A 20,560-nucleotide genomic window follows, 5' to 3' on the forward strand; every position below is an offset into this window, starting at 1 on the left:
AAAGCGGAAAAGCCCCGTCATTCATCCTCGAGATCGCGTGCGACCTCCGGGGAGCGCATGATCCCGTCGATCTCCATGGCGTGATCCAGGGCGGTATCGGGCTGGAAGTGGATTTCCGGCGCCACGCGCAGGCGCAGGGCCTTGGAAAGCCCGGTCCGCAGAAACGGCGCGACCCGTTTCAGCGCGGGGAGAACCTGATCGACATCCGAACGCCCCAGACGACAGACGAAAGCCGTCGCATGGCGGAAATCCGGGGAAATCCGGACCTCCGTCACGGTGATCCGCACATCGTGAAGCTCGGGATCGCGAAATTCCGTCTTCGCGAAGAGATCGGCGAGAACCCGACGGACCTCTTCCGCCACACGCAACTGCCGCTGGGACGGGCCGTCCGGAGCGAGATGCCCCGGCAGACCCGTCAGCGGAACCTTCGACCGTCCGCGCCCGCTCATGCAGGCACGACTTCCATCTCGTAGCATTCGACCACATCGCCCTCGCGCAGGTCGTTATAGCCGTGGAAGGAGAGGCCGCATTCATAGCCGCGCGCCACTTCCTTGACGTCGTCCTTGAAACGCTTGAGCTGGGACAGCTCGCCCTCGTGGATGACGACGTTGTCGCGCAGCAGGCGCACGCCGCAACCACGCTTGACCACGCCTTCCGTGACGTAACAGCCCGCGACCTTGCCGACCTTGGTGATGTTGAACACCTGGCGGATTTCCGCATAGCCGAGGAATTTCTCGCGATGCTTGGGCGCGATCTTGCCCTTCACGAGTTGTTCCACGTCGTCCGTCACCTGATAGATGATGGAGTAGTAGCGGATATCCACTTCCTCGCGCTGGGCGAGTTCGCGCGCCTGCGTCGTCGCGCGGACGTTGAAGGCGATGATGATCGCGTTCGACGCCTTGGCGAGTTGCACGTCGCTTTCCGTGATCTGCCCCACCGAGGCGTTGAGCACGCGAATCCGCACTTCCTCGTGCTCGAGCTTGAGCACCGAAGCCTGGATCGCTTCGGCCGAGCCCTGCACGTCCGCCTTGATGAGCAGCGCGACTTCCTTCTGCTCGCCCGCCTGGATGCGCGCCAGCATCTGGTCGAGCGTGCCCCGCGCCGCGCTCTGAAGCGCGCTGGCCTTCTCGCGCAGCTTGCGCTGGCGGAACTCGCTGATCTCGCGCGCACGGTTCTCGTTCTCGACGACCACGAAGGGCTCGCCCGCCGAAGGCACGCCGGTCAGACCGAGGAGCTCGACCGGCGTGGACGGTCCCGCCTCGTCGATCTGCTTGCCGCAATCGTCCAGCATCGCGCGCACCCGGCCCCACTCGGCCCCGGCGACCACGATATCGCCCTTCCGCAGCGTGCCTTTCTGAACGAGCAGCGTCGCCACGGGCCCACGTCCGCGATCGAGCCGGCTCTCGATCACCGAGCCTTCCGCGACACGTTCCGGATTTGCCTTGAGATCGAGAATCTCGGCCTGGAGGAGGATGGCCTCCTCAAGCTTGTCGAGGCCGGTGCGCTTGAGCGCCGAAACCTCGACATCCTGGACATCGCCTCCCATCGCCTCCACGACGATCTCGTGACTCAGCAATTCCTGCCGCACACGATCCGGATTCGCGCCCGGCTTGTCGATCTTGTTGATCGCCACGACAATCGGCGCTTCCGCCGCCTTGGCGTGCTTGATGGCCTCGATCGTCTGCGGCATCACGCCGTCATCCGCCGCCACGACCAGCACCACGACATCCGTCACCGACGCGCCGCGAGCGCGCATGGAGGTAAAGGCCTCATGGCCCGGCGTGTCGATGAAGGTGATCTTCGCGCCCGAGGGCGTCGTCACCTGATAGGCGCCGATATGCTGGGTGATGCCGCCCGCCTCGCCGGCCGCGACATGAGTCGTGCGGAGCGCGTCGAGCAGCGAGGTCTTGCCGTGATCGACATGGCCCATGACGGTGACGACCGGCGCGCGGAGCCTCAGCTCGGCATCCGTGTCTTCCAGCCCTTCGATGCCGAGTTCCACGTCGCTGTCGGCGACGCGGCGGACGCGATGACCGAACTCCTCCACCACGAGTTCCGCCGTATCCGCATCGATGGTCTGCGTGGCCGTCGCCATGACGCCCATCTTCATCAGCGCCTTGACGACTTCCGCCTGACGGGACGCCATACGATTGGCGAGTTCCGCGACGGTGATGGTCTCCGGCAACACGACCTCACGCACCACGCGCACCTGATCGGAACGCAGGCGCTCGAGTTCGGCCTGACGCCGCTCGCGATCACGCTGGCGACGCACCGAGGCGAGCGACCGGGTCTTGTCGTCATCTCCCTCGATGGCCGCCTGAATATCGATGCGTCCCGCGCGACGATGATCGCCCGTCTTCTTGGCGACGGGACTCGCGACCTTGCGGGCGGGTACGCCGCCCTTCTTGCTGGCGCGACGGTCTTCTTCCGCCTCGCCGCCCGGCCGACGCAGATGCAGCGTCTCGCCGCGCGGCGCGGCAGGGCGCGACTCGGTCGTCGCCGCACCAGGTGCCGGGCGGGGCGTGACCGGACGCGGCGGCATGATCGCACGCTCGGCCAGAGGACGCAGGCGCTCCATCGGAGGGGCAAGCTGCACGCCGCCCAGTGACTGGTTCGCATGAGGATCGAGCGGCGCGATCTGACGCGCCTGTTCGGCGGCGGCCTCCTCGGCGCGGCGAGTCTCGTCCTCAATCGCCTCGCGGCGGGCGGCCTCCTCCTGCTCGCGGGACTGGAATTCCGCCTCCGCCTCGGCGACGGCCGCGCGCTCCTCCTCTTCCCGCGCGGCGACTTCCGCCGCGCGACGCTCTTCCTCTTCCCGCCGCCGCGCTTCTTCCGCGGCGGAGAGAATATTGAACTTCTCCTGCTCACGCCTTGCCGTTTCCCGGCGCTGCTCCTCGAGCACGCGCTGACGGGTCGCCAACTCGGCCGCGGTCAGCGGACGGCCTCCCGGTCCGGTGGCCGCGCGCCCGCCGCCGGAGCGCGGCGTTCCGCCGCCACCAGGGGCACTCGTGGTCGAAGGGCCACGCTTCTTGCGGACCTCGACCTGCACGACTTTGGAACGGCCATGGCTGAAGCTCTGCCGCACCGAGCCGGCATCCACCGTGCGGCCCACCTCCATCCGTCCGGCCGGGCGCAGGGACAGACGTCCCTTGCCCTGGTCGCCGCCCGCGGTGGAACCGGCGCCCTGCCCGCCCTGGGACTGGCCTCCCTGGCCCTGACTTCCCTGGTTCCGATCGTTGCCTTCGCTCATTTACCCGCCTGTTCCAATCCGACGCGCGAATATCCCGCGTCGCGGGCCTGCTCATCAGCAAGCCCCTTCAACCGTTCCTGTTCGATCCCGAAGCGACGCGCCAGCACTCCCGGCGCGATCACCGCATAGACCGCATGATCCCGTCCGAATGCCTTCGTCAGCATTGCGGAGGGAACCTCCGTCACGGGCAGCTCTCGCGCCCCCGACATCAACCGCGCCAGTTCGTCCGTACTGGCGCCCTGCGTATGAATCACGCGCCCGACCCTTCGGGCGGCGATCCATTCGCGACACTTCGTGAAACCACATACTGCCAGACCGGCGCGACGCGCGAGGGTCAGACACTCGATCGCACGCCGTTCCAGCCCGACATGGAGCATCATGTCCAAATCGTCCGGAACCCGAACCACCTTCCGCGCCGCGCGGGCGAAAAGATGCCGAGTCCGCGCGGTATCTAGCACATCCCGCCGGGCGCTCAACCAGATTCCCCGACCGGGCAGACGTGCCGCCAGATCCGGAACCAGAACGCCGTCAGGACTGATGACGAAACGCAGCATCGTTTCCGGCGCGCCTTGCGTCCGTGTCACGATGCAACGCCGCAGAGGACCGCGCTCGTCGGCGTCCCCCATCGTCTCCGCCGGATTTTCTCCTTCGTCAGACGTGTCAGGCCTCCTCTTCGCCCGTGTCGGCGGCGGCGCCGTCCTCGCCCTCGAACCAGTGGGCGCGCGCAGCCATGATGATTTCGTTGGCCTGCTCCTCGTCCATCGCATCCGCGCCGAGAAGCTCGACCAGCTCGTCACCGGCGAGATCGGCGAGATCGTCCAGCGTCTTCACGCCGTTCTCACCCAACGTCACCAGCATCTTGCCGGAGAAAACGCCGAGATCGGCGATCGAATCCTCGACGCCCAGGGTCTGGCGCTGGTCATCCAGCTCCTGCTCCTTGCGCGCGAGGAATTCCTCTGCACGGCGCATCAGTTCCTCGGCCACGCTTTCGTCGAATCCCTCGATGCTGTTCAGCTCGTCGGGGTCCGCATAGGCGAGTTCCTCGATCGTGTGGAAACCTTCCGTCACCAGCAATCCGGCGATCACGTCATCGACATCCAGCGCCTCGACGAAAAGCTGGGTGCGCTTGCGGAACTCTTCCTGACGGCGCTCGGATTCCTCGGCCTCGGTCAGGATGTCGATATCCCAGCGCGTCAACTGACTCGCCAGGCGGACATTCTGGCCCCGGCGGCCGATGGCCAGCGAAAGCTGCTCGTCCGGCACCACGACCTCGACCCGCCCCGCTTCCTCGTCCATCACCACCTTGGTGACTTCCGCGGGCGCGAGCGCATTCACCACGAAGGTCGCGGCCTGCGGGCTCCAGGGAATGATGTCGATCTTCTCCCCCTGGAGTTCGGCCACCACCGCCTGCACGCGCGAGCCGCGCATGCCGACGCAGGCGCCGACCGGATCGATGGACGGGTCCTTGGACACCACCGCCATCTTGGCGCGCGATCCCGGATCCCGGGCCACGGCCTTGATCTCGATGATGCCGTCATAGATTTCCGGCACTTCCTGCGCGAAAAGCTTCGCAAGGAACGCGGGATGGGTGCGGGAGAGGAAAATCTGCGGACCGCGCGGCTCGTCGCGCACGTCATAGATATAGGCGCGCACGCGGTCGGAATTGCGGAACGACTCGCGGGGAATCAGTTCGTCGCGCCGCAGCAGCGCCTCGGCATGGCCGATCTCGACCATCATGTTCCCGTATTCCGTGCGCTTGATCGTGCCGTTGACGATTTCGCCCACGCGGTCCTTGAATTCCTCGTACTGCTTCTTGCGCTCATATTCGCGCACGCGCTGGACGATGACCTGCTTGGCGGTCTGCGCCGCGATGCGCCCGAAATCGATGGGCGGCAGCGGATCGACCAGATGCTCGCCCGCCTGGATCTCCGGCTTGAACTTGCGCGCGATATGCAGCGGGATCTGGGTGTCCTCGTTCTCGACGACCTCCACGGCCTCCGTCCAGCGCGACAGCCGCACCTCGCCCGTCTTGCGGTCGATCGTGGCGCGGATGTCCTTCTCGTGCCCGTATTTGGCGCGGCCGGCCTTCTGGATAGCCTGCTCCATCGCCTCGAGGACCTCCTCGCGGTCGATGTTCTTCTCGCGCGAAACCGCGTCCGCCACGAGAAGCAGTTCAGGCCGTGTAACAGAGGTGTCCATCAGTGCCGATCCTCAAGACGCGCCACATGGGGCGCGATACGAACGAAAGCCAGAGTCATCTTCCGCCTCCTCAATGCAAATGCTTCCCGGGCAGTTTTTTCCCGGCCGTCCGGAGGTTTTTCTTTCCGGGCCTGGACCCGCGTCCGGGCTTGAGCGGGTTCAACTTCGGCACGCGCCGCGCGGAAGCCTCGTCTTCGCTCTCCTCCGCCGGGCGAACCCCCATAAGCGCGGCGCTCGCCTCGATCAACGCATCCGTCAGCACGAGACGCGCCTTGCGGATGCCGGAAAGCGGCAACACCGCCTCCGCCCCGTCCTCCAGACGGATCACCGCCGCCTGTTCCTCGTCCGCCACATTGCGCAACCCGAGGATGATGCCAGAGAAACGCTTGCGCCCGTCAATCGGCAGGTCGGTCTCCGCTTTCGCCAGATGACCGGCGAAACGCTCCCAGTCCTTGCCGCGCGTCAACGGCCGGTCGATTCCCGCGGAGGAGACTTCGAGGGTCCACGCTCCGGGAATCGGGTCGTCCACATCAAGCACGGCCCCTATGGCGTAGCTGATCTGCTCGCAATCCTCGACGGAAATCAGCGTTCCGTCCGCACGATCCGCCATCACCTGAATGGTCGGCGTCTCACGCCCCAGAACGGACAGCCGCACCAATTCGAAACCGAGATCCGCCAGGGTCGGCACAATGCGCTCGGCGATACGGGCCTCGATGCCTGTCAGATGTGGGCCGGTGAGATGTGGAATGTCATTTTCCAATGCAAAAAAGGCGGCCCGTTGAGGCCACCCCCCGAAAACTGCGGAAGATAGTGTGAATGCCCGCTATGTAGGCCATCTCCGCTTCAGGCGCAAGGGCCACTGCGGAACACAGACCGGAATCGCGGGGCAAAATTTGAGAAGTGCGTGAAAAGATTGTTTACACTCAACTGATCCCGAGACGCTTGTCTTTCCCAAGGAACCCCTGTCACATGCTCGGAATGAGAGAAAGGCCTGAAGCTGAGCCGCGACGGCTGCCTGATCCGGCGCAGCGCGCCCAACATGGCGGCATGGCGACGAAAGTCGTGATCGCGGCGGCCGCCCTGCTTGGAACGGGCTATCTCGCGAGCACCCACTTCCCCGGGGCAACCGGGCCGGCGCCGGGCGTAGCGCCGCCCCTCAGCCAGCCTCCTGCGCCCACGCCACGCCCGGCCACGCATGTCGGCGCGCAGTTCTCGATGATCGCGCCGGAAAACGCACCCGCCGCCCTGCGTCATTCGGGCCTCACACCCGACCAGCAGCGCACGATCCTGGCGGCCGTCAAGCGGCGCGAGGTCCGGCTGGTCAACATGCCCCTGGCCGACGCCACCGGCCTGACGGGCAAGACGGTGGTCGTCAGCTCCGCCGGCATCGCCCAGACCGTCGTGCTGGGCCCCGCGCCCAAGAGCGTCCTTCTTCCGATCCGCGATATCGGCGAGGTGCTCATCACCCCGGGCGGGCCTCCGGGCGCGACCCATACCATCGCAGACGGGGTGCAGATGGTTGCGCTGACCGCTCTCGGCCCCCAGCTCCTGCCGACCCTGACCTCCACCGACCAACAGCTTGTTCTGGACGTGATCGTGCAATGAAGGCGCTGATGCCGCTTCTCAACCGGCTGATGCCGGTGATGATGGTGATTTTCCTGGCTCTGGCCAGCCTTCAGGCCGCGATCGCGCTGCATTTGTCGTTCGGCAGCATTGAACGCTTCCTGCGCTGGGCGGAACCGGGCTATGTTCCCCTCGCGGGACTCGGCGCGCTGCTGGCGGTCTCCGGTCTTCTTTTCGAAACCCGTGCCGAACGCCTCGCCCGCAAGGGCCTGCGCCGCAGAAAGGGATTTGTCATGGACGTTCTCGCCCGGTTGACCAACCGGAGCGCGCTTGAGGAACTCATGGCGCGCGAGCAGAAGGAAATGGTGATCGACGCCGAGGAGCTCGCGGCCTCGCTGCGCGCGCGCGTGATCGGGCAGGATCAGGTCTGCGAGGATATCGCCCAGCAGCTTCGCCGCCGTCTCGCCTTGCAGGTGCGCGGCAAGCCGGTCGGCATCTTCCTGCTCGCGGGACCGCCGGGCACGGGCAAGACCTATCTCGCCAAGCAGATCGCCCGGCAGATGGACCGCCCCCTGCTGAATTTCGACATGACGCAGATGTCCAGCCCCCACGCCGCGACGCAGCTTTTCGGCTCGCCCAAGGGGTATGTGGGGTCCGACACCTTCGGCAAGCTGACCGGCGGATTGCAGGAAAAGCCGGACGCCGTCGTGCTGCTCGACGAGATCGAGAAGGCGCATCCGGATGTCTTCAAGAAGTTCCTCACCGCATGGAATGACGGCCACGTGACCGAGGCCTCCACGGGGGCGCAGATTTCCACGACGCGCGCCATCTTCATGCTCACCTCGAACATCGCGACCGACGCGCTGACCGAGATCGCCGACCGCCTCGCCGATGATCCCGACCGGATGCGCGCCGAATCCGTAGAGGCGCTCCGCCAGGCCGGATTCGCGCCGGAGGTGCTGAACCGCCTCGACCGCATCTTCGTCTTCCGCAAGCTGAACGGGCTCGATCTGGCGCGCGTCGCGGCGCTCGAGATCGAGGCGATGATCGACAGCTACGGGTTACGCGTGGAGCCCGGCGGAATCGATGCGGCCCTGCTCTTCCATGTCATGCAGCGACAGCAGAAGCTCGGCGCCGGCGCATCGGCGCGCGATCTCGTGCGCTCCATCGAGGACATGGTCAGCGAGAGCCTCATCACCGCCCGCCAGAACGGCGCGAAGATGGTGCGTCTCATCAGCGGCGAAACCGGCGTGACCGCCGAGGTGGCCGACGACACGCAATCCCTCCATGCCCGCATGAGCCGCTGAACGCCCGAACAGCATGACCGCCTTTTCCCGACTCTGGCGCCGTGCGCCGCTCTGGCGCTGGTCGCTGTATGGCGCCGTCTTTTTCCTCGGCCTCGGCCTGCTCTACCCGACGCCGTACCTCCTGCATCGCTTTCCCTTCCTGACGAAGATTCCCGGCAGCGCCGCGCATCGCGGTCAGACGAACGATCAGCCCGGAGCCCCTTCAGCGCCGGATGCCGGGCAGGCGCCGCCCGGTTCCACCCCCGCCCCGCCGTCGGGCCCGGACCGCGTCGGCGCACCGGACATCAATACCACCTTCTCGGGCGGCATCCCGTTCGGCGGCCATACGCTGCCCCTTCCCGCCGGGATGTGGCACCCGGTCCTGACCGGGCAGGTCGGCCCCGGCGGCGCGGTGTTGTTCACCATCCTCGCCCGAACGGATCGAGGCATCGTGACCGGCGTCATCATCGCCCGCATCTCCAGCCGCCCGCAGCCGGGCCAGTCGGCGGACGGCGTGGAGAATTCCTGCCATGACGACCGCAATTTCGCGTCGCGCGTCCTCTCCGAAGGCCATAACGGGCTGCTGGAATGCTGGGCGGTCGCACGTTCGGTCGGCTCGTCGAGCGACCTGGTGAACGCCGCCTTCCAGCGACTGCATACGCTGGGCTTTCCCATTCCCCCGCTCTTCGTCGCCACGACATGGGTGCGCGCGCAGGCCATGAAGGACGGCAGCGGAGTCAATCTGGCGGCCGTGGACACGCTTCTCGCCCCGGTCAAACCTGCCTCGATCCAGCTCCTCGCTCCCCTGCCCTATTGGGACAAGGCATCCCTGGCGAAAGCGCCGGACGCCGAGCGCTTCGTGCAGGCGACGACGCATTGGATGGCGAACTGGGTCGGCGTGCTGCGCGAGGGGCTGGTGGACGGGTTGCCGGGGAACACGGCGCCCGCAGATGTAAGCAGAGACCCCGCCGCGCCGCCATTCTGACGGGCTGCCACGGGGCCGGTCCCCGGCGATCAGTGATGCCCGGTCTGCTGCGTCATGCCCCGGCCCAATCTCGCCTCGGCATAGCGCGCCAGCCTCACAAAGGGCAGGCCGAGCAGAAGATAGGCCAGCCCGACCAGCAGCCCCGTCCCGATATAATCGTAATAGGTCGACGAGAGCCGCACATAGGTCTGGCTGAGTTCCGTCAGCGTGATCACGCTGACCAATGACGAATCCTTGAGCAGCGAGATGAAATCATTGGTCATGACCGGCACGACGGTGCGAAAGGCCTGCGGCACCACGACGAGCCGCAACGCCTGGGCATGGGTCATGTTCAGGGCGATGGCGGCCTCCATCTGCCCGCGCGCAACAGACCCCAGACCGGCACGGTAATTCTCCGCCTCATAGGCGGCGTAGTTCAGTCCGAGCGCGATCACGCCCGCCACGAAGGGCGAAAAGCTGAGGCCGAACGAGGGCAGCCCATAGAAGATGAACAGGATCTGGATCAGCAGCGGCGTGCCACGCACCACCTCGATATAGATCCCGGCCAACCACCCCAGGCCGCGCGGCCCATAGCGGCGCACGAGGGCGAGCATGACGCCCAGCCCCACCGCCAGCACCATGGCGCAGGCCGACACGGCCAGCGTGAGCCACGCGCCATGAAGGATCAGCGGCAGGAATCCGACGTACCGGATCAGCCGCGCCCGCCAGCCGCCATGCCCCGTGATCGCAGCGCGGTAGCGATCCCACTCGACGGGCGCGACATGCGGGTCCGAATGATCGTCCAACGCCTCGGCCATGGCGGGCGTCCAGAGATTCCAGCGCGCGAGAATGCGGTGCAACGTCCCGTCGGCAATGATGGCGTCCAGCGCCGTGTTCACCCTGTCGCGCTCCGCCGTGTTCCCCGCCGCGAAGGCGATGGCGTATTCGGTGCGGCCGACGGGCCCGCCGGCGAGTTTGAATTCGGGCGAGACGCCGCCATAATACAACGCAATCGGCTGATCCAGCAGCAACGCGTCCAGCCGGCCGTTGCGCAGATCGGAAAAGGCGTTGCTCTCCTCGTCATAGGCGCGGATCGTGATGCTCTTCTCGCTGGAAAGCACCCGTTCCGCCGACGTGTCCTTGATCGTCCCGACCGTATGGCCCTTCAGGGCGTCGAAGCTGTCGAGCCCCGCCTGATCGCGCCGCAGCACGATTCTGTTGCTCGTGATGTAATAGGGGCGGGAGAAGAGCACGGCCGCCTTGTGCTCCCGCGTCGGCTCGACACCGTCGATCACCATCTGGTAGAGGCCGCGCTGAAGGCCCGGAATCAGCCCCTCCCAATCATTCTGGGTCAGCTTCGGCCGCTCGCCCAGCCTCTCCGCGAGCGCCGCAACGATGTCATGTTCGAAGCCCTCCATGTGGTTGGCGTCTTCCGGATCGTGAAAGGTGAAGGGGACATTCGCCTGCCCGTCCGACGCCCAACTCAGAACGCCCGCCTCATCGGCCCGGACCGTGGCAGGGGCGAAGAGGAGCAGCCATGCGAGCAGCACGGCGAGCGCCGGACGGCCCATGACACGATGTTTCACGGTCCTATGTTTCACAGCCCGATATGTCACAGCCCAATATTTCACAGCAACGTCCGGAGAAAACGCCGCGTGCGGGCGTCGCGCGGCTCGGCGAACATGGTTTCCGGCGGTCCTTCCTCCACGATCTTTCCCCCCTCGACATACAGCACGCGATCCGCCGCCGCGCGCGCGAAGCGCATGTCATGCGTCACCACGATCTGGGTCATCCCCTCGTCATCCAGCGCGCGCATGACGTTCAGCACTTCCTCGGCCACTTCCGGGTCCAGCGCGGAAGTCGGCTCGTCATAGAGCATCACGTCAGGCTTCATCGCGAGTGCTCTGGCGATCGCGGCGCGCTGCTGCTGGCCGCCGGACAGCGTCTGGGGATAGCGGTCCAGCACATGGCCCAAACCGACTTTCTCCAGCAATTGCCGTGCGGTGTGCTCAGCGTCCTGCACGCGCGCGCGCTTGACCACACGCGGCGCGAGCATCGCATTCTGCAGGACCGTGTATTGAGGAAAGAGATTGAAGGACTGGAACACCATCCCGACATGGGCGCGCAACTGATGCGCCTGGCGTTCGTCAGCACGCAACCAGCCGCGCCGCCCGGTGCGGCTCACCGTGACATCGACCACCCGCACATCGCCTGAATCGGGAATTTCAAGGAAATTGAGACACCGCAGGAAGGTGGACTTGCCACAGCCCGAAGGACCGATGAGGGAGATGAGCTCCCCGCGCGCGACCGCCAGCGAAATGCCCTTCAGCACCTCGTTGGAACCGAAACTCTTGGTCAGGTGACGGGCGTCGAGAACGATTTCGGCGTCGGTCAGGATCGGGTTCCTCGCGGGCGGGAAAGAGACGACCTCTTGCCGCTTCGCTCATAATTGACTTCGCCCCGCGTGTCGATGCGGGATGGCAACGGGTGCGCAACGGATCGCGCTCTGGCCGCATCGGCGCGAGGGCTCTATAGAGAGGGCCGTCATTGCCGGATCTCGCCTGATGCCACCCCGCCTCGTTCTTCATGACATCACCGTGTTCCGCGGCGAACGCCTCGTGCTCGACCGCGTGAGCCTCAAAATGCACGACGGCGAAGCCCTGCTCCTGACCGGGCCGAACGGCGCCGGAAAATCCACTCTGCTCCGCACCATCGCCGGTTTGCGACGGCCGGACGGCGGCACGATGCGCTGGGACGGGCGCGCCGTGACGGATTTCGCCCTGCACGCCACGCGCCTGGCCTATCTCGGTCATCTCGACGCCCTCAAACCCGGCCTGACCCTGGCCGAGAATCTCGCCCTTTTCGCCCGTCATGGCGAGGCAGACCTCTCCGCCGCCCTCGACCACGTCGATCTCCAACCCCTCGCCGACCTGCCCGCCCGGCTGCTCTCCGCCGGACAGAAGCGCCGTGCCGCCATCGCCCGCGTCCTTCTGGCCCGGGCTCCGCTCTGGCTGCTGGACGAGCCCTCGCTCGGCCTCGACGCCGCGGCCATCGGGCGGCTCGGCGCGGTGCTGGCGGCGCATCGCGCGCAAGGCGGCATGGTGATCGCAACCACCCATGTGCCGCTGCCGCTGCCGGAAGCCGCCACGCTCACCCTGGCCCCGCCCGTCCTTTCCCTGCCGGATTTCGCGGCATGAACACGATCCTGTTCGGTCTGATCGGCCGCGAACTCCGCCTCGCCCTGCGTCACGGCGCGGACACGCTGGCCGTGCTCCTGTTCTTCCTTCTCTGCGGCAGCCTTTTCCCGCTCGCGCTCGGCCCGTCACAGGAGCTGTTGCGCCGGATGGCGCCGGGAATCGTCTGGGTCTGCGCCCTTCTCGCCACGTTGCTGCCTCTCGACCGGCTCTTCGGAAACGAGCTGGAAGACGGCTCGCTCGATCAACTGCTGCTGCTCGGCGTGCCGCCCTCTCTCGTCGCGGGCGCCAAAATCACCGCCCATTGGCTGACGACCGGCCTGCCCCTGCTGCTGGCCGCCAGCCCCATGGCCATCATGCTGGGGATGAAGCCCGCCGATCTCGCCCCGCTGCTGATCGGCCTGCTGCTCGGCACGCCGACGCTGTCCCTGCTAGGCGGAATGGCGGCCGCCACCGTCCTCGGGGCAAGACGCGGCGGCGTGCTTCTGCCGCTGCTCGTGCTCCCTTTAGCGACGCCCGTGCTGATTTTCGGGGCGGCAGCGGCCTATGCCGGACAATTCGGCCAGTCGGACCTCGTGGAGCTGGATCTGCTGGGCGCGTTTCTCGCCCTCTCCGCCCTGCTCTGCCCCCTCGCCGCCGGAACGGGCCTGCGCGCCGCCGCAGCAAGTTAGGTTATATTTATGATGTCCGCACGGCTCAGCCCGTTCGCGAGGTTCCGCGCCAGAAAACGAAGCCGAGGCGAGGCAAAGCGCGGCGGGCCCGTTCGCCCAAGTCGGCATCAAATATGTACGTGCTGAATTTGATCGGCCAGGTTCTGAGCAATACGAGTCCACATGATCGCGCTGACAGCGCCGTCACTTCGCGACCCGTTGACGGCGACCGTCTTCCCAGTCTTGACGTCGATGATTTCCACACTCAGAAAAACCAGCAGCGTGCTGAGCTTCTCGACGCTGCCGATCAATATGTAGTGCATCCCGGCCTTTCTGCCGAGCGCGAGCATACAGGGGCGGCATTGGGCCGGATGCTGATATTTCTCGGCCAGCCCATTAAAATCCGGCGCCACCACGTCGGCCGTATGGACGTCGAATGCCGATTTGTCGTCCAGATCCTTCCGGATCTCGACCGGAAGGACCGACACCCAATGACGAAGATCCTGGACGGTCCCCGGCCGCTCATCCAGAGCGTTATCCGTCAGATCGAACGGCATGATCATGAGGGACGGCCTGGATGAATCCTCCGGCGAGGCGGCATGGGCTACGTCACCCATGAACGGCACGGCCAGCAGAACACTCGCCGAGCAACACAGTCTCCTCACCACGCCCCATGCGCCGCCGCGGCCGTTTTCGCACAGGCGGGTAAAGTCATCACGCATTTTGAAGGACTTCATTGGGCAGATCTCTCCCTCTCGCGACGCTTCGCGACCCGGACAGGGAAACTTGCCCCAATGATGCAAAATCGCAAATCACAGGCTGATGTTCGGGGGAAAAATGGTGGGTGCGACAGGGATTGAACCTGTGACCCCTGCCGTGTGAAGGCAGTGCTCTACCGCTGAGCTACGCACCCATCTTGCCGCCCATGTCCCGGGGGGAGTGGGCGGGTGTCTAACAACACCAGCCCTTGCTGGCAATGGGGAAAATCGCCCCACCGCCGGGAAAATCTCCTCAGAAGCCGAACATGTGATCGAGCGAAAACCCCCCTGCCTCGTCGCGCTGGCCATGATAGCCGAAGAGCCGGCAAGTCAGATCGCGGATCAGCACATAACCGCCCGTGCCCGCCTGCTCGACCGCCCCGACGCCGAAAATCTCATGCGGCCAGACCATGAACGAGCCTGACGGGTTGAGGCGGATGGTCTTCCGCCCGATCTCCGCCCCATCCGCCGCATGGAGATGCAGGACGGTCTCCGAAGGCGCCTGACCCTCGACCGAGGTCGGATAGATCAGACAGGAGAAGCTGCGTCGCGTCTCCTGCCCCAGCTTGAGAAAAAGCCGCGTCGTCAACCCCGGCGGCGGCCCGGAATAGGATTGCGGCTCGTTGCGCCACGTCATCAGCGTATTGAAGATATGGCTCCCGAAGCTGGTCTCCGCCTCGTGCCCGTTCTCGCGCGAGCGATAGCGCATGAGCGCGTGGAGCCAGCCATCCCCGTCCCCGCCCTCGCGGAAATCATAGACGAGATCGGCATGGCCCGCCTCGCCCATGAGGTCATGGAGGGCGATCGCCGTGTGATGCGACCGCGGCAAATTCCCGAGGAAATGCTGCCCGCGCGGCGAACCGTCCTCGGCGAACAGGTCGAGCCGTACCGGGAGGCTCGACAACGCCTCGGACATCGGCGTCGGCTGCATCCAGCTTTCGAACCGCGCCGGATCGAGCACGGGGAAAGGCAGCACGAAACCGCGCCCCAGATCGGGCGAAAGCGAGCGCAGGGCCGGTTCCGGCTTCAGATCGCCGCGCTCGACATTCATATGCGCGATCCGCGTCCGCGCGCCCCTGGTGATCTCGTAGCGCGGCCGCACCACATGATTGCCCGACCGCAGCTCGAACTGCGCGGGCCATGCCACTCCCGGCACCAGCGCGCCCACATCGACCGGCAGCGTCGCAAACGGCCCGATCTCCTGCGCCACGGGATGATGATCCTCGACCCCCATCGGGTTGAGCGTGATCGCCCCCGCGGGAATGGGCGTCGCGTGGCTGTTCTGCACCCAGAGCACGACCCGTTCCCCCCTATCCGGCGCGGGCAGTGTCGCGAAACGCGGGGACGGCCAGGCATTCGCGTCATGCGTGACGGACAGGCTCGGCTCGCCGGACTTGCCGTAGATGTCGAGCGCGTATTTCACCACGTCATGACCGCGCGCGCCCATCACGTGGATGAAGATCTGTCCGCAAAATTCCGGCAGATCGAACCGCGCGCGGATGTCGGCACTGTCCACCACGATCCCGGCGGGACCATCCGGCACGGGGTGCTCCCATTCCGCCAGCACCGCGCCCGCCCCGTCATACAGCCGCATCCAGTAACGCACATCGCGCGCGCCGTAACTGCTCCAGTAATTCGCCGTCACCAGCCGGGTCGAAAAGCGCGAATCGTCGCGGAAGAAGCAGAAATTCGTCGCGAAATTCTGCTTGTCGAGATAAACGCGCGGATTGCTCAGCATCCGGTCCGGCACGCGCGCGTCCCTGAGCGTCAGGACCACCTGATCGGCCCGCGCGACTCGTGCGACTCGCGCAAGCATCTTCTCATGCTCGAAGGATGCGACGAGAATCACCTCCGCCGGCGATTCGCCGATCCGCGTGAGCGCGCGCTTCGTCCCGCCGAACCCGTCATTCTGGCCGACCTGCTCGGACTCATGCGTGAACAGCCCGCCATCCGGCGTGAAAGCCGGATAGAGCGCCGTCAGAGTCGCGGCCGCGCCGTCGGGATCGTAGACGGCAAGCGCCCCTGCGGCGGGAAGGCGTTCCGCGAGCGTGGCCATGGCGGCGGCGGCGAGCGGGTGCGCCAGCGCCTTGTAGAGAACGTTTCCCCCGCCCGTCGCGTCGAATGTGCGGATATTCAGCATCTCTTGCCTTGCCTCATCATACGCCCCGACCCGGCACGTCTCCCAAATCAGAGGCGGTCGCCAAGACGTCGGCGCAGTTCTCCCGCCGCAATCGGCGTGTCGTCAAGCGGTGAGACGGGCCAGTCCTCCCAATGCCCGGCGAAACGCCGCACCCGCCCCGCCGCCTCCAGAGTGGCCACGAAGGCCCCGATCCGCCGCGATCGGCCCGGCAGATCCGCCACCAGCACGGGCGCGGAGGTCGCCACGGCCTCCGACACCATCGAGACGCTGTCGCACGTCGCCACGATCAGATCGGCGCAGGCCAGAAGCCCGAGATAGGGATTCTCCCCGGCCCCGTCCCAGACGAACGCCTCAATCCCCGCCAGTTCCTCCCGCAGCACCGCCAGCGCGGCGGGAGCGGTCCGGCGCGAAGGCGTCACCGCCAGCGTCGCCCCACCCTCCCGCGCCAGACGTGCCAGGCCGCGCCCCATCTCCCGCGCCTCCTCGACGCCGAACCGGAATCGTCCGTTCGCGCCGCCGACCAGCACCGAGACGAGACGCCGCCCCGGCTGCCGCAGCCGTTCGTCCCAAGCCGCGCGAGCCGCCGCGAGGCGCTCCGGCGTCACCCCATGCATGGCGTTGCGCGACGACATGACATTCGGCCCGGAAATCGCGTCATGCACATTGGCGACGATCAGATCGAATCGGTCCAGCCGCATCCGGGGATGCTGGATCTGAAACGCCGGCAGGCCGTGACGCCGCGCCACGGCGAGTCCCGCCACGCCGCCCGTGCCGCCGACGCTCAGGATCGCCGCGGTCTCGGGCGGCAACACGATCGGCGCGATGCTCCGCAGCGGAAACGGCGCATGGCGGAAGGGCAGACGCGCCCACAGCCCCCGTCGCCTCACGGCATGAAAGCTCCAGTTCAACCCGGCGCGCTCCGCGAGCCCCGTGGCCTGGGCGCGCATGCCCGCGAAATCCTCGGCGATAATGGCGACACTCATGCGCGACATTTCCCCAATGCGCGGAATTTTGGCAAGAAGCGCCCCATGACCGCCTCACCTCCCGACGATTTTGCCGGTTTCGGGCTGGCCGCTCCCCTGCTCGCCGCCCTCGAACGGGCCGGGCACGCGCGCCCGACTCCGATCCAGTCCCGCGCGATCCCCCCTCTCATGGCCGGACGCGACGTGGTGGTCATGTCCCAGACGGGATCAGGCAAAACCGCGGCCTATGCCCTGCCCCTGCTCCATCGTCTCGCCACGGACTCCGCGCCACGCCGCCCCGGCGCGCCACGCGCTCTCATCCTCGCCCCGACGCGCGAACTGGCGAGCCAGATCGCGGGAGTCTGCCGCACACTCGGCCGCGCCCTGCCGCTGCGCACCCGCATCGCCTGCGGCGGCCTGCCGCGCGAGGGGCAGATCAAGGCGCTGGAAGAGGGCGCCGATCTTCTCGTCGCCACGCCGGGACGGCTGGTCGAACTGCTCGAAGGCGGCCATCTCGTGCTGGACGATGTCGGCACACTGGTCCTGGACGAGGCGGACCGGCTGATCGAGGGCGATCTGCTCGTCGCCATGGGACGCATCGCGCCCTATCTGCCGGAGCGCCGCCAGACCGTCCTTTGCTCGGCCACCCAGCCCCCCGTCCTGCGCGACCTCGCCGGACGCCTGCTGCATTCGCCCGAGCGAATCGAGATCGAGGCGCCCACGGTCACGCCGCGCCGCATCCGGCAGCGCGTGATCTTCACCCAGCGCGAGGAGAAGCCCGGCCTCGTCGCCCGCGCGGCAGGGGACTTCCTGCATGAGTCCGCCGGGCGTGACACGCCGGGACGCATCATCGCCTTCGTGCGCACCCGCGCCGAGGCGGAGAAATTCGCCGCCAATCTCCGTCGCGCCGGCATTCCGTGCGAAACCCTGCACGGCGACAAGACCCAGGGCGCGCGCAGCAAGGCGCTGGACGCCGTGCGGCAGGGTCGCGCCCGCGTTCTCGTGGCCACCGATCTCGCCGCGCGCGGGCTGGATCTCGACTCGATCGGCCTCATCATCAACACCGACGTGCCCGACGCGCCGGAAACCTACATCCACCGCATCGGCCGCACCGCCCGCGCAGGCAAAAGCGGTGCTGCGCTGACCCTCTGCGCACCCGAGGAACGCACAGCTTTGCGCCGGATCGAGCAGCAGATCGGCTACCGCATCACCGTCACTGACCCGTGACGGCGATGCGCACAGATCGTCCCGGCGCCTCGCCGCATGGCGCATGGCGCATGGCAGCGCCGAAATTCGCACCGGAACACCACCGAACCGCGCTTCCGGTTGTCGCGGCGGCGTCGCGGGCTCATACTGGCCGCATGCGTCCGGCCATCCCCTCTTCCCGACCCGACACCGTCGCGATCCTGAGCACGCTGGTGGCGTTCGACACGACCAGCCGCCTGCCCAACGCGCCGCTGATCGCCTGGATCGAGGACTATCTGCGCGGCCTCGGCGTGTCCTACTCCCTGTCCCGCGGGGCCGAGGACGGCAAGCTCAACCTCCATGCCATCCTCGGTCCGCAGACCGGCGGCGGTCTTGCCCTTTCCGGCCATGTCGATTGCGTGCCGGTCGACGGTCAGGCGTGGAGCAGCGATCCCTTCACCCTGCGCGAGGAGGCGGGACGTCTCCATGGCCGCGGAACGGCGGATATGAAGGGCTTCGTCTCCGCCACCCTCGCCGCGGTGCCGGATATTCTGGCGATGCCCCTCGCCCGGCCGGTTCATCTCTTCATTACCTTCGACGAGGAGACCAATTGCGCGGGAGCGCGGCATCTCATCGCCGATGTCGCGACGCGCGGCGTGATGCCCGATCTGTGCGTGGTGGGCGAGCCGAGCATGATGACGCCCATCGTCGCGCATAAGGGGCGTCTCGCCCTGCGCGCCACCTTCACCGGCCGCGCCGCCCATTCCTCGACTCCCGCGCGCGGGGCCAACGCACTGCACGCCATGGGCCGCGCCATCGCCCATATCGCCGACGAGGCTGACCGCTTCGCCCGCGAGGGCCGCCGCGCGGAAGGTTTCGACCCGCCTCACACCACCACCCAGGCCGGGCTGGCCCAGGGCGGCATGATCCTCAACATCGTGCCCGAGCACGCCATGCTGGAACTGGAGTGGCGTCCGGTTCCCGGCGACGACGCGCTGGCGGAGTTCGCAAAGCTCCGCGACACGCTCCAGCCCCTGCACGACGCCCTGCACGCTCATGGCCCGGAATGCGGCATCGCCTATGACGTGACCTGCGACCTGCCGCCGCTGGACCTGCCCCCCGATTCGCATCTGGCCGATATCGTGCGGCAGGTGACGGGCTCCAACGCAACGGGCCGCGTCTCCTACGGCACGGAGGCGGGCATCTATCAGCACGCGGGACTGCCCACCATCGTCTGCGGCCCCGGCGACATCGCCCAGGCCCACAAGCCGGACGAGTTCATCACACGCGAGCAACTCGCCCGCTGCGACGCCTTTCTCAACGCGATGATCCGGAAACTCTGCGTCTCGCCATGAGTTGCAGCGCCTCGCCCCGCGACCATCACCCGGTACGCATCCGGCGACGGCAATTCTCCGAGACGCTCGACCTCCCGCGCACCCTCCCCGATCTGGAGATCGCGGTCCCCCCGCCCGATCTTTCCGACTGGCGTGACGGCAATGCCGGAGTTCCGGGCGTGATGCGCTTCGACAGCGGCCACCCCGGCCCGCATGTCGTGCTCGTCAGCCTCGTTCACGGCAATGAATATGCCGGCGCCATCGCGCTGGATCGGCTGATCCGTGAGGGACTCACACCCAAGAGTGGCAGCGTCAGCATGGTCTTCGCCAATCTGACCGCCTTTTCCCGCTTCGACGTCACGAACCCCGTCCACTCCCGCTTCGTCGAGGAAGACATGAACCGCCTCTGGGACGCACAGCGTCTGGACAGCGGCGAAGACAGCCTCGAATTGCGCCGCGCCCGCGAAATCCTGCCGGTCATCCGCAGCGCGGACATCGTCCTCGACCTGCATTCGATGCTCTGGGAATCGACCCCGCTGCTGATCACGCCCGACCAGCCCCGGTGCCGCGCCGCCGCCCTCACCCTCACCGGACTTTCAGGAGGAACGCCCGACCTCGTCCTGACCGATCTCGGCCATGCGGGCGGCGCGCGCCTGATCGAGCATGAGCGGTTCCGCGCCCCCTCCGGCCACGCCCTCAGCATGTTGCTGGAAGCCGGAAGCCACTGGTCCGAAGCGACGGTCGAGACGTCCTACCGCGTTGCGCGCCACGTGCTCGCCCATGCGGCCGTCCTCCTTCTCGACGCCACGCCGCTCCTCCATCCATGCGCGAGGGAAGCGTTCGTCACGGATAATGTCATCGCCCGGAGCGGCCATTTCCGCTTCCTCCGCCCCTGGCGTGGCGGCGAGAGCGTGGCCAGGGGAGGCACCGTCATCGCCCGCGACGGCGACGACGACATCTGCACACCCTATGACCATTGCCTCCTCGTCATGCCCAACCACCGCCCGCGCCGCGGACAACTGGCCGTGCGTCTCGCGAAACGACTCGGCGACCCACAAGGTCTTTAATTGTGGAA

18 protein-coding genes and 1 tRNA gene are annotated in these 20,560 nt (G+C 66.9%); 8 read left to right on the plus strand and 11 right to left on the minus strand.

Features of this window, described 5'->3' with window-relative positions:
* Positions 1–17: 17 nt before the first annotated feature.
* The 5 genes from rbfA to rimP all read right to left on the minus strand — a co-directional run bounded on the left by rbfA (position 18) and on the right by rimP (position 6,209).
* A complete protein-coding gene (gene rbfA / locus EDC31_RS01185; protein WP_186819973.1) occupies positions 18–476 on the minus strand; it encodes a 30S ribosome-binding factor RbfA in 459 nt (152 codons plus the stop codon).
* A complete protein-coding gene (infB, locus tag EDC31_RS01190) occupies positions 446–3,118 on the minus strand; it encodes a translation initiation factor IF-2 (RefSeq protein ID WP_370648375.1) in 2,673 nt (890 codons plus the stop codon). The genes rbfA and infB overlap by 31 nt, the downstream gene beginning before the upstream one ends.
* A gap of 128 nt (positions 3,119–3,246) precedes the next feature.
* Positions 3,247–3,876 carry an RNA-binding protein gene (locus tag EDC31_RS01195; protein WP_081797359.1) on the minus strand — a complete coding sequence of 210 codons (630 nt, stop codon included), beginning with the start codon at positions 3,874–3,876 and terminating at the stop codon, positions 3,247–3,249.
* 34 nt (positions 3,877–3,910) lie between these two features.
* Positions 3,911–5,449 (minus strand): transcription termination factor NusA, encoded by a 1,539-nt coding sequence (nusA, locus tag EDC31_RS01200; RefSeq protein ID WP_042055310.1) that lies wholly within the window; start codon positions 5,447–5,449, stop codon positions 3,911–3,913.
* Positions 5,450–5,519: 70 nt separating this feature from the next.
* Positions 5,520–6,209: a ribosome maturation factor RimP gene (gene rimP / locus EDC31_RS01205; RefSeq protein ID WP_042055313.1), complete on the minus strand. Its 690-nt coding sequence runs from the start codon at positions 6,207–6,209 to the stop codon at positions 5,520–5,522.
* Positions 6,210–6,418: 209 nt separating this feature from the next.
* On the opposite strand from rimP, the gene EDC31_RS01210 reads away from it, so the two are divergent.
* From EDC31_RS01210 to EDC31_RS01220, 3 genes are read left to right on the plus strand one after another with little or no spacing between them, the layout of a single operon-like run.
* On the plus strand, positions 6,419–7,054 hold the full coding sequence (locus EDC31_RS01210) for a hypothetical protein (RefSeq protein WP_052511526.1): 636 nt from the start codon (positions 6,419–6,421) through the stop codon (positions 7,052–7,054).
* On the plus strand, positions 7,051–8,319 hold the full coding sequence (locus EDC31_RS01215) for an AAA family ATPase (protein ID WP_042055314.1): 1,269 nt from the start codon (positions 7,051–7,053) through the stop codon (positions 8,317–8,319). Before EDC31_RS01210 ends, EDC31_RS01215 begins: the two co-directional genes overlap by 4 nt.
* A 13-nt stretch (positions 8,320–8,332) precedes the next feature.
* The gene (locus EDC31_RS01220; protein ID WP_042055315.1) at positions 8,333–9,283 is read left to right on the plus strand and encodes a hypothetical protein; all 951 of its coding nucleotides are present in this window, start codon (positions 8,333–8,335) and stop codon (positions 9,281–9,283) included.
* Positions 9,284–9,312: 29 nt separating this feature from the next.
* On the opposite strand, the gene EDC31_RS01225 is transcribed toward EDC31_RS01220, so the two are convergent.
* Positions 9,313–10,833: an ABC transporter substrate-binding protein/permease gene (locus EDC31_RS01225; protein WP_081797360.1), complete on the minus strand. Its 1,521-nt coding sequence runs from the start codon at positions 10,831–10,833 to the stop codon at positions 9,313–9,315.
* A 56-nt stretch (positions 10,834–10,889) separates the two neighbouring features.
* Positions 10,890–11,642, minus strand: coding sequence for an amino acid ABC transporter ATP-binding protein (locus EDC31_RS01230; RefSeq protein WP_081797361.1), 753 nt, complete (start codon positions 11,640–11,642; stop codon positions 10,890–10,892).
* Positions 11,643–11,739: 97 nt separating this feature from the next.
* On the opposite strand from EDC31_RS01230, the gene ccmA reads away from it, so the two are divergent.
* A complete protein-coding gene (gene ccmA / locus EDC31_RS01235) occupies positions 11,740–12,459 on the plus strand; it encodes a heme ABC exporter ATP-binding protein CcmA (RefSeq protein WP_456303995.1) in 720 nt (239 codons plus the stop codon).
* Positions 12,456–13,127: a heme exporter protein CcmB gene (ccmB, locus tag EDC31_RS01240; protein WP_042055320.1), complete on the plus strand. Its 672-nt coding sequence runs from the start codon at positions 12,456–12,458 to the stop codon at positions 13,125–13,127. Before ccmA ends, ccmB begins: the two co-directional genes overlap by 4 nt.
* A 107-nt stretch (positions 13,128–13,234) precedes the next feature.
* Here the strand turns inward: ccmB and EDC31_RS01245 are convergent, their stop codons facing one another.
* The 4 genes from EDC31_RS01245 to EDC31_RS01260 form a co-directional block, all read right to left on the minus strand.
* Positions 13,235–13,843: a DUF2380 domain-containing protein gene (locus tag EDC31_RS01245; protein ID WP_042055321.1), complete on the minus strand. Its 609-nt coding sequence runs from the start codon at positions 13,841–13,843 to the stop codon at positions 13,235–13,237.
* Positions 13,844–13,944: 101 nt separating this feature from the next.
* Positions 13,945–14,019 (minus strand) — tRNA-Val (locus EDC31_RS01250).
* A gap of 98 nt (positions 14,020–14,117) precedes the next feature.
* Complete coding sequence (locus tag EDC31_RS01255) at positions 14,118–16,004, minus strand: hypothetical protein (protein ID WP_042055324.1); 1,887 nt, start codon at positions 16,002–16,004, stop codon at positions 14,118–14,120.
* Positions 16,005–16,051: 47 nt separating this feature from the next.
* On the minus strand, positions 16,052–16,987 hold the full coding sequence (locus EDC31_RS01260) for a mitochondrial fission ELM1 family protein (protein WP_042055327.1): 936 nt from the start codon (positions 16,985–16,987) through the stop codon (positions 16,052–16,054).
* A 45-nt stretch (positions 16,988–17,032) separates the two neighbouring features.
* On the opposite strand from EDC31_RS01260, the gene EDC31_RS01265 reads away from it, so the two are divergent.
* From EDC31_RS01265 to EDC31_RS01275, 3 genes are read left to right on the plus strand one after another with little or no spacing between them, the layout of a single operon-like run.
* On the plus strand, positions 17,033–18,193 hold the full coding sequence (locus tag EDC31_RS01265) for a DEAD/DEAH box helicase (RefSeq protein ID WP_042055329.1): 1,161 nt from the start codon (positions 17,033–17,035) through the stop codon (positions 18,191–18,193).
* 5 nt (positions 18,194–18,198) lie between these two features.
* Positions 18,199–19,506, plus strand: a complete 1,308-nt coding sequence (gene argE, locus EDC31_RS01270; RefSeq protein WP_239641514.1) for an acetylornithine deacetylase — start codon at positions 18,199–18,201, stop codon at positions 19,504–19,506.
* Positions 19,503–20,552, plus strand: a complete 1,050-nt coding sequence (locus tag EDC31_RS01275) for a M14 family metallopeptidase (protein WP_042055331.1) — start codon at positions 19,503–19,505, stop codon at positions 20,550–20,552. Before argE ends, EDC31_RS01275 begins: the two co-directional genes overlap by 4 nt.
* The last annotated feature ends 8 nt before the right edge of the window (positions 20,553–20,560 follow it).

The organism is Acidomonas methanolica (assembly GCF_004346035.1).
Classification (GTDB): Bacteria; Pseudomonadota; Alphaproteobacteria; order Acetobacterales; family Acetobacteraceae; genus Acidomonas; species Acidomonas methanolica.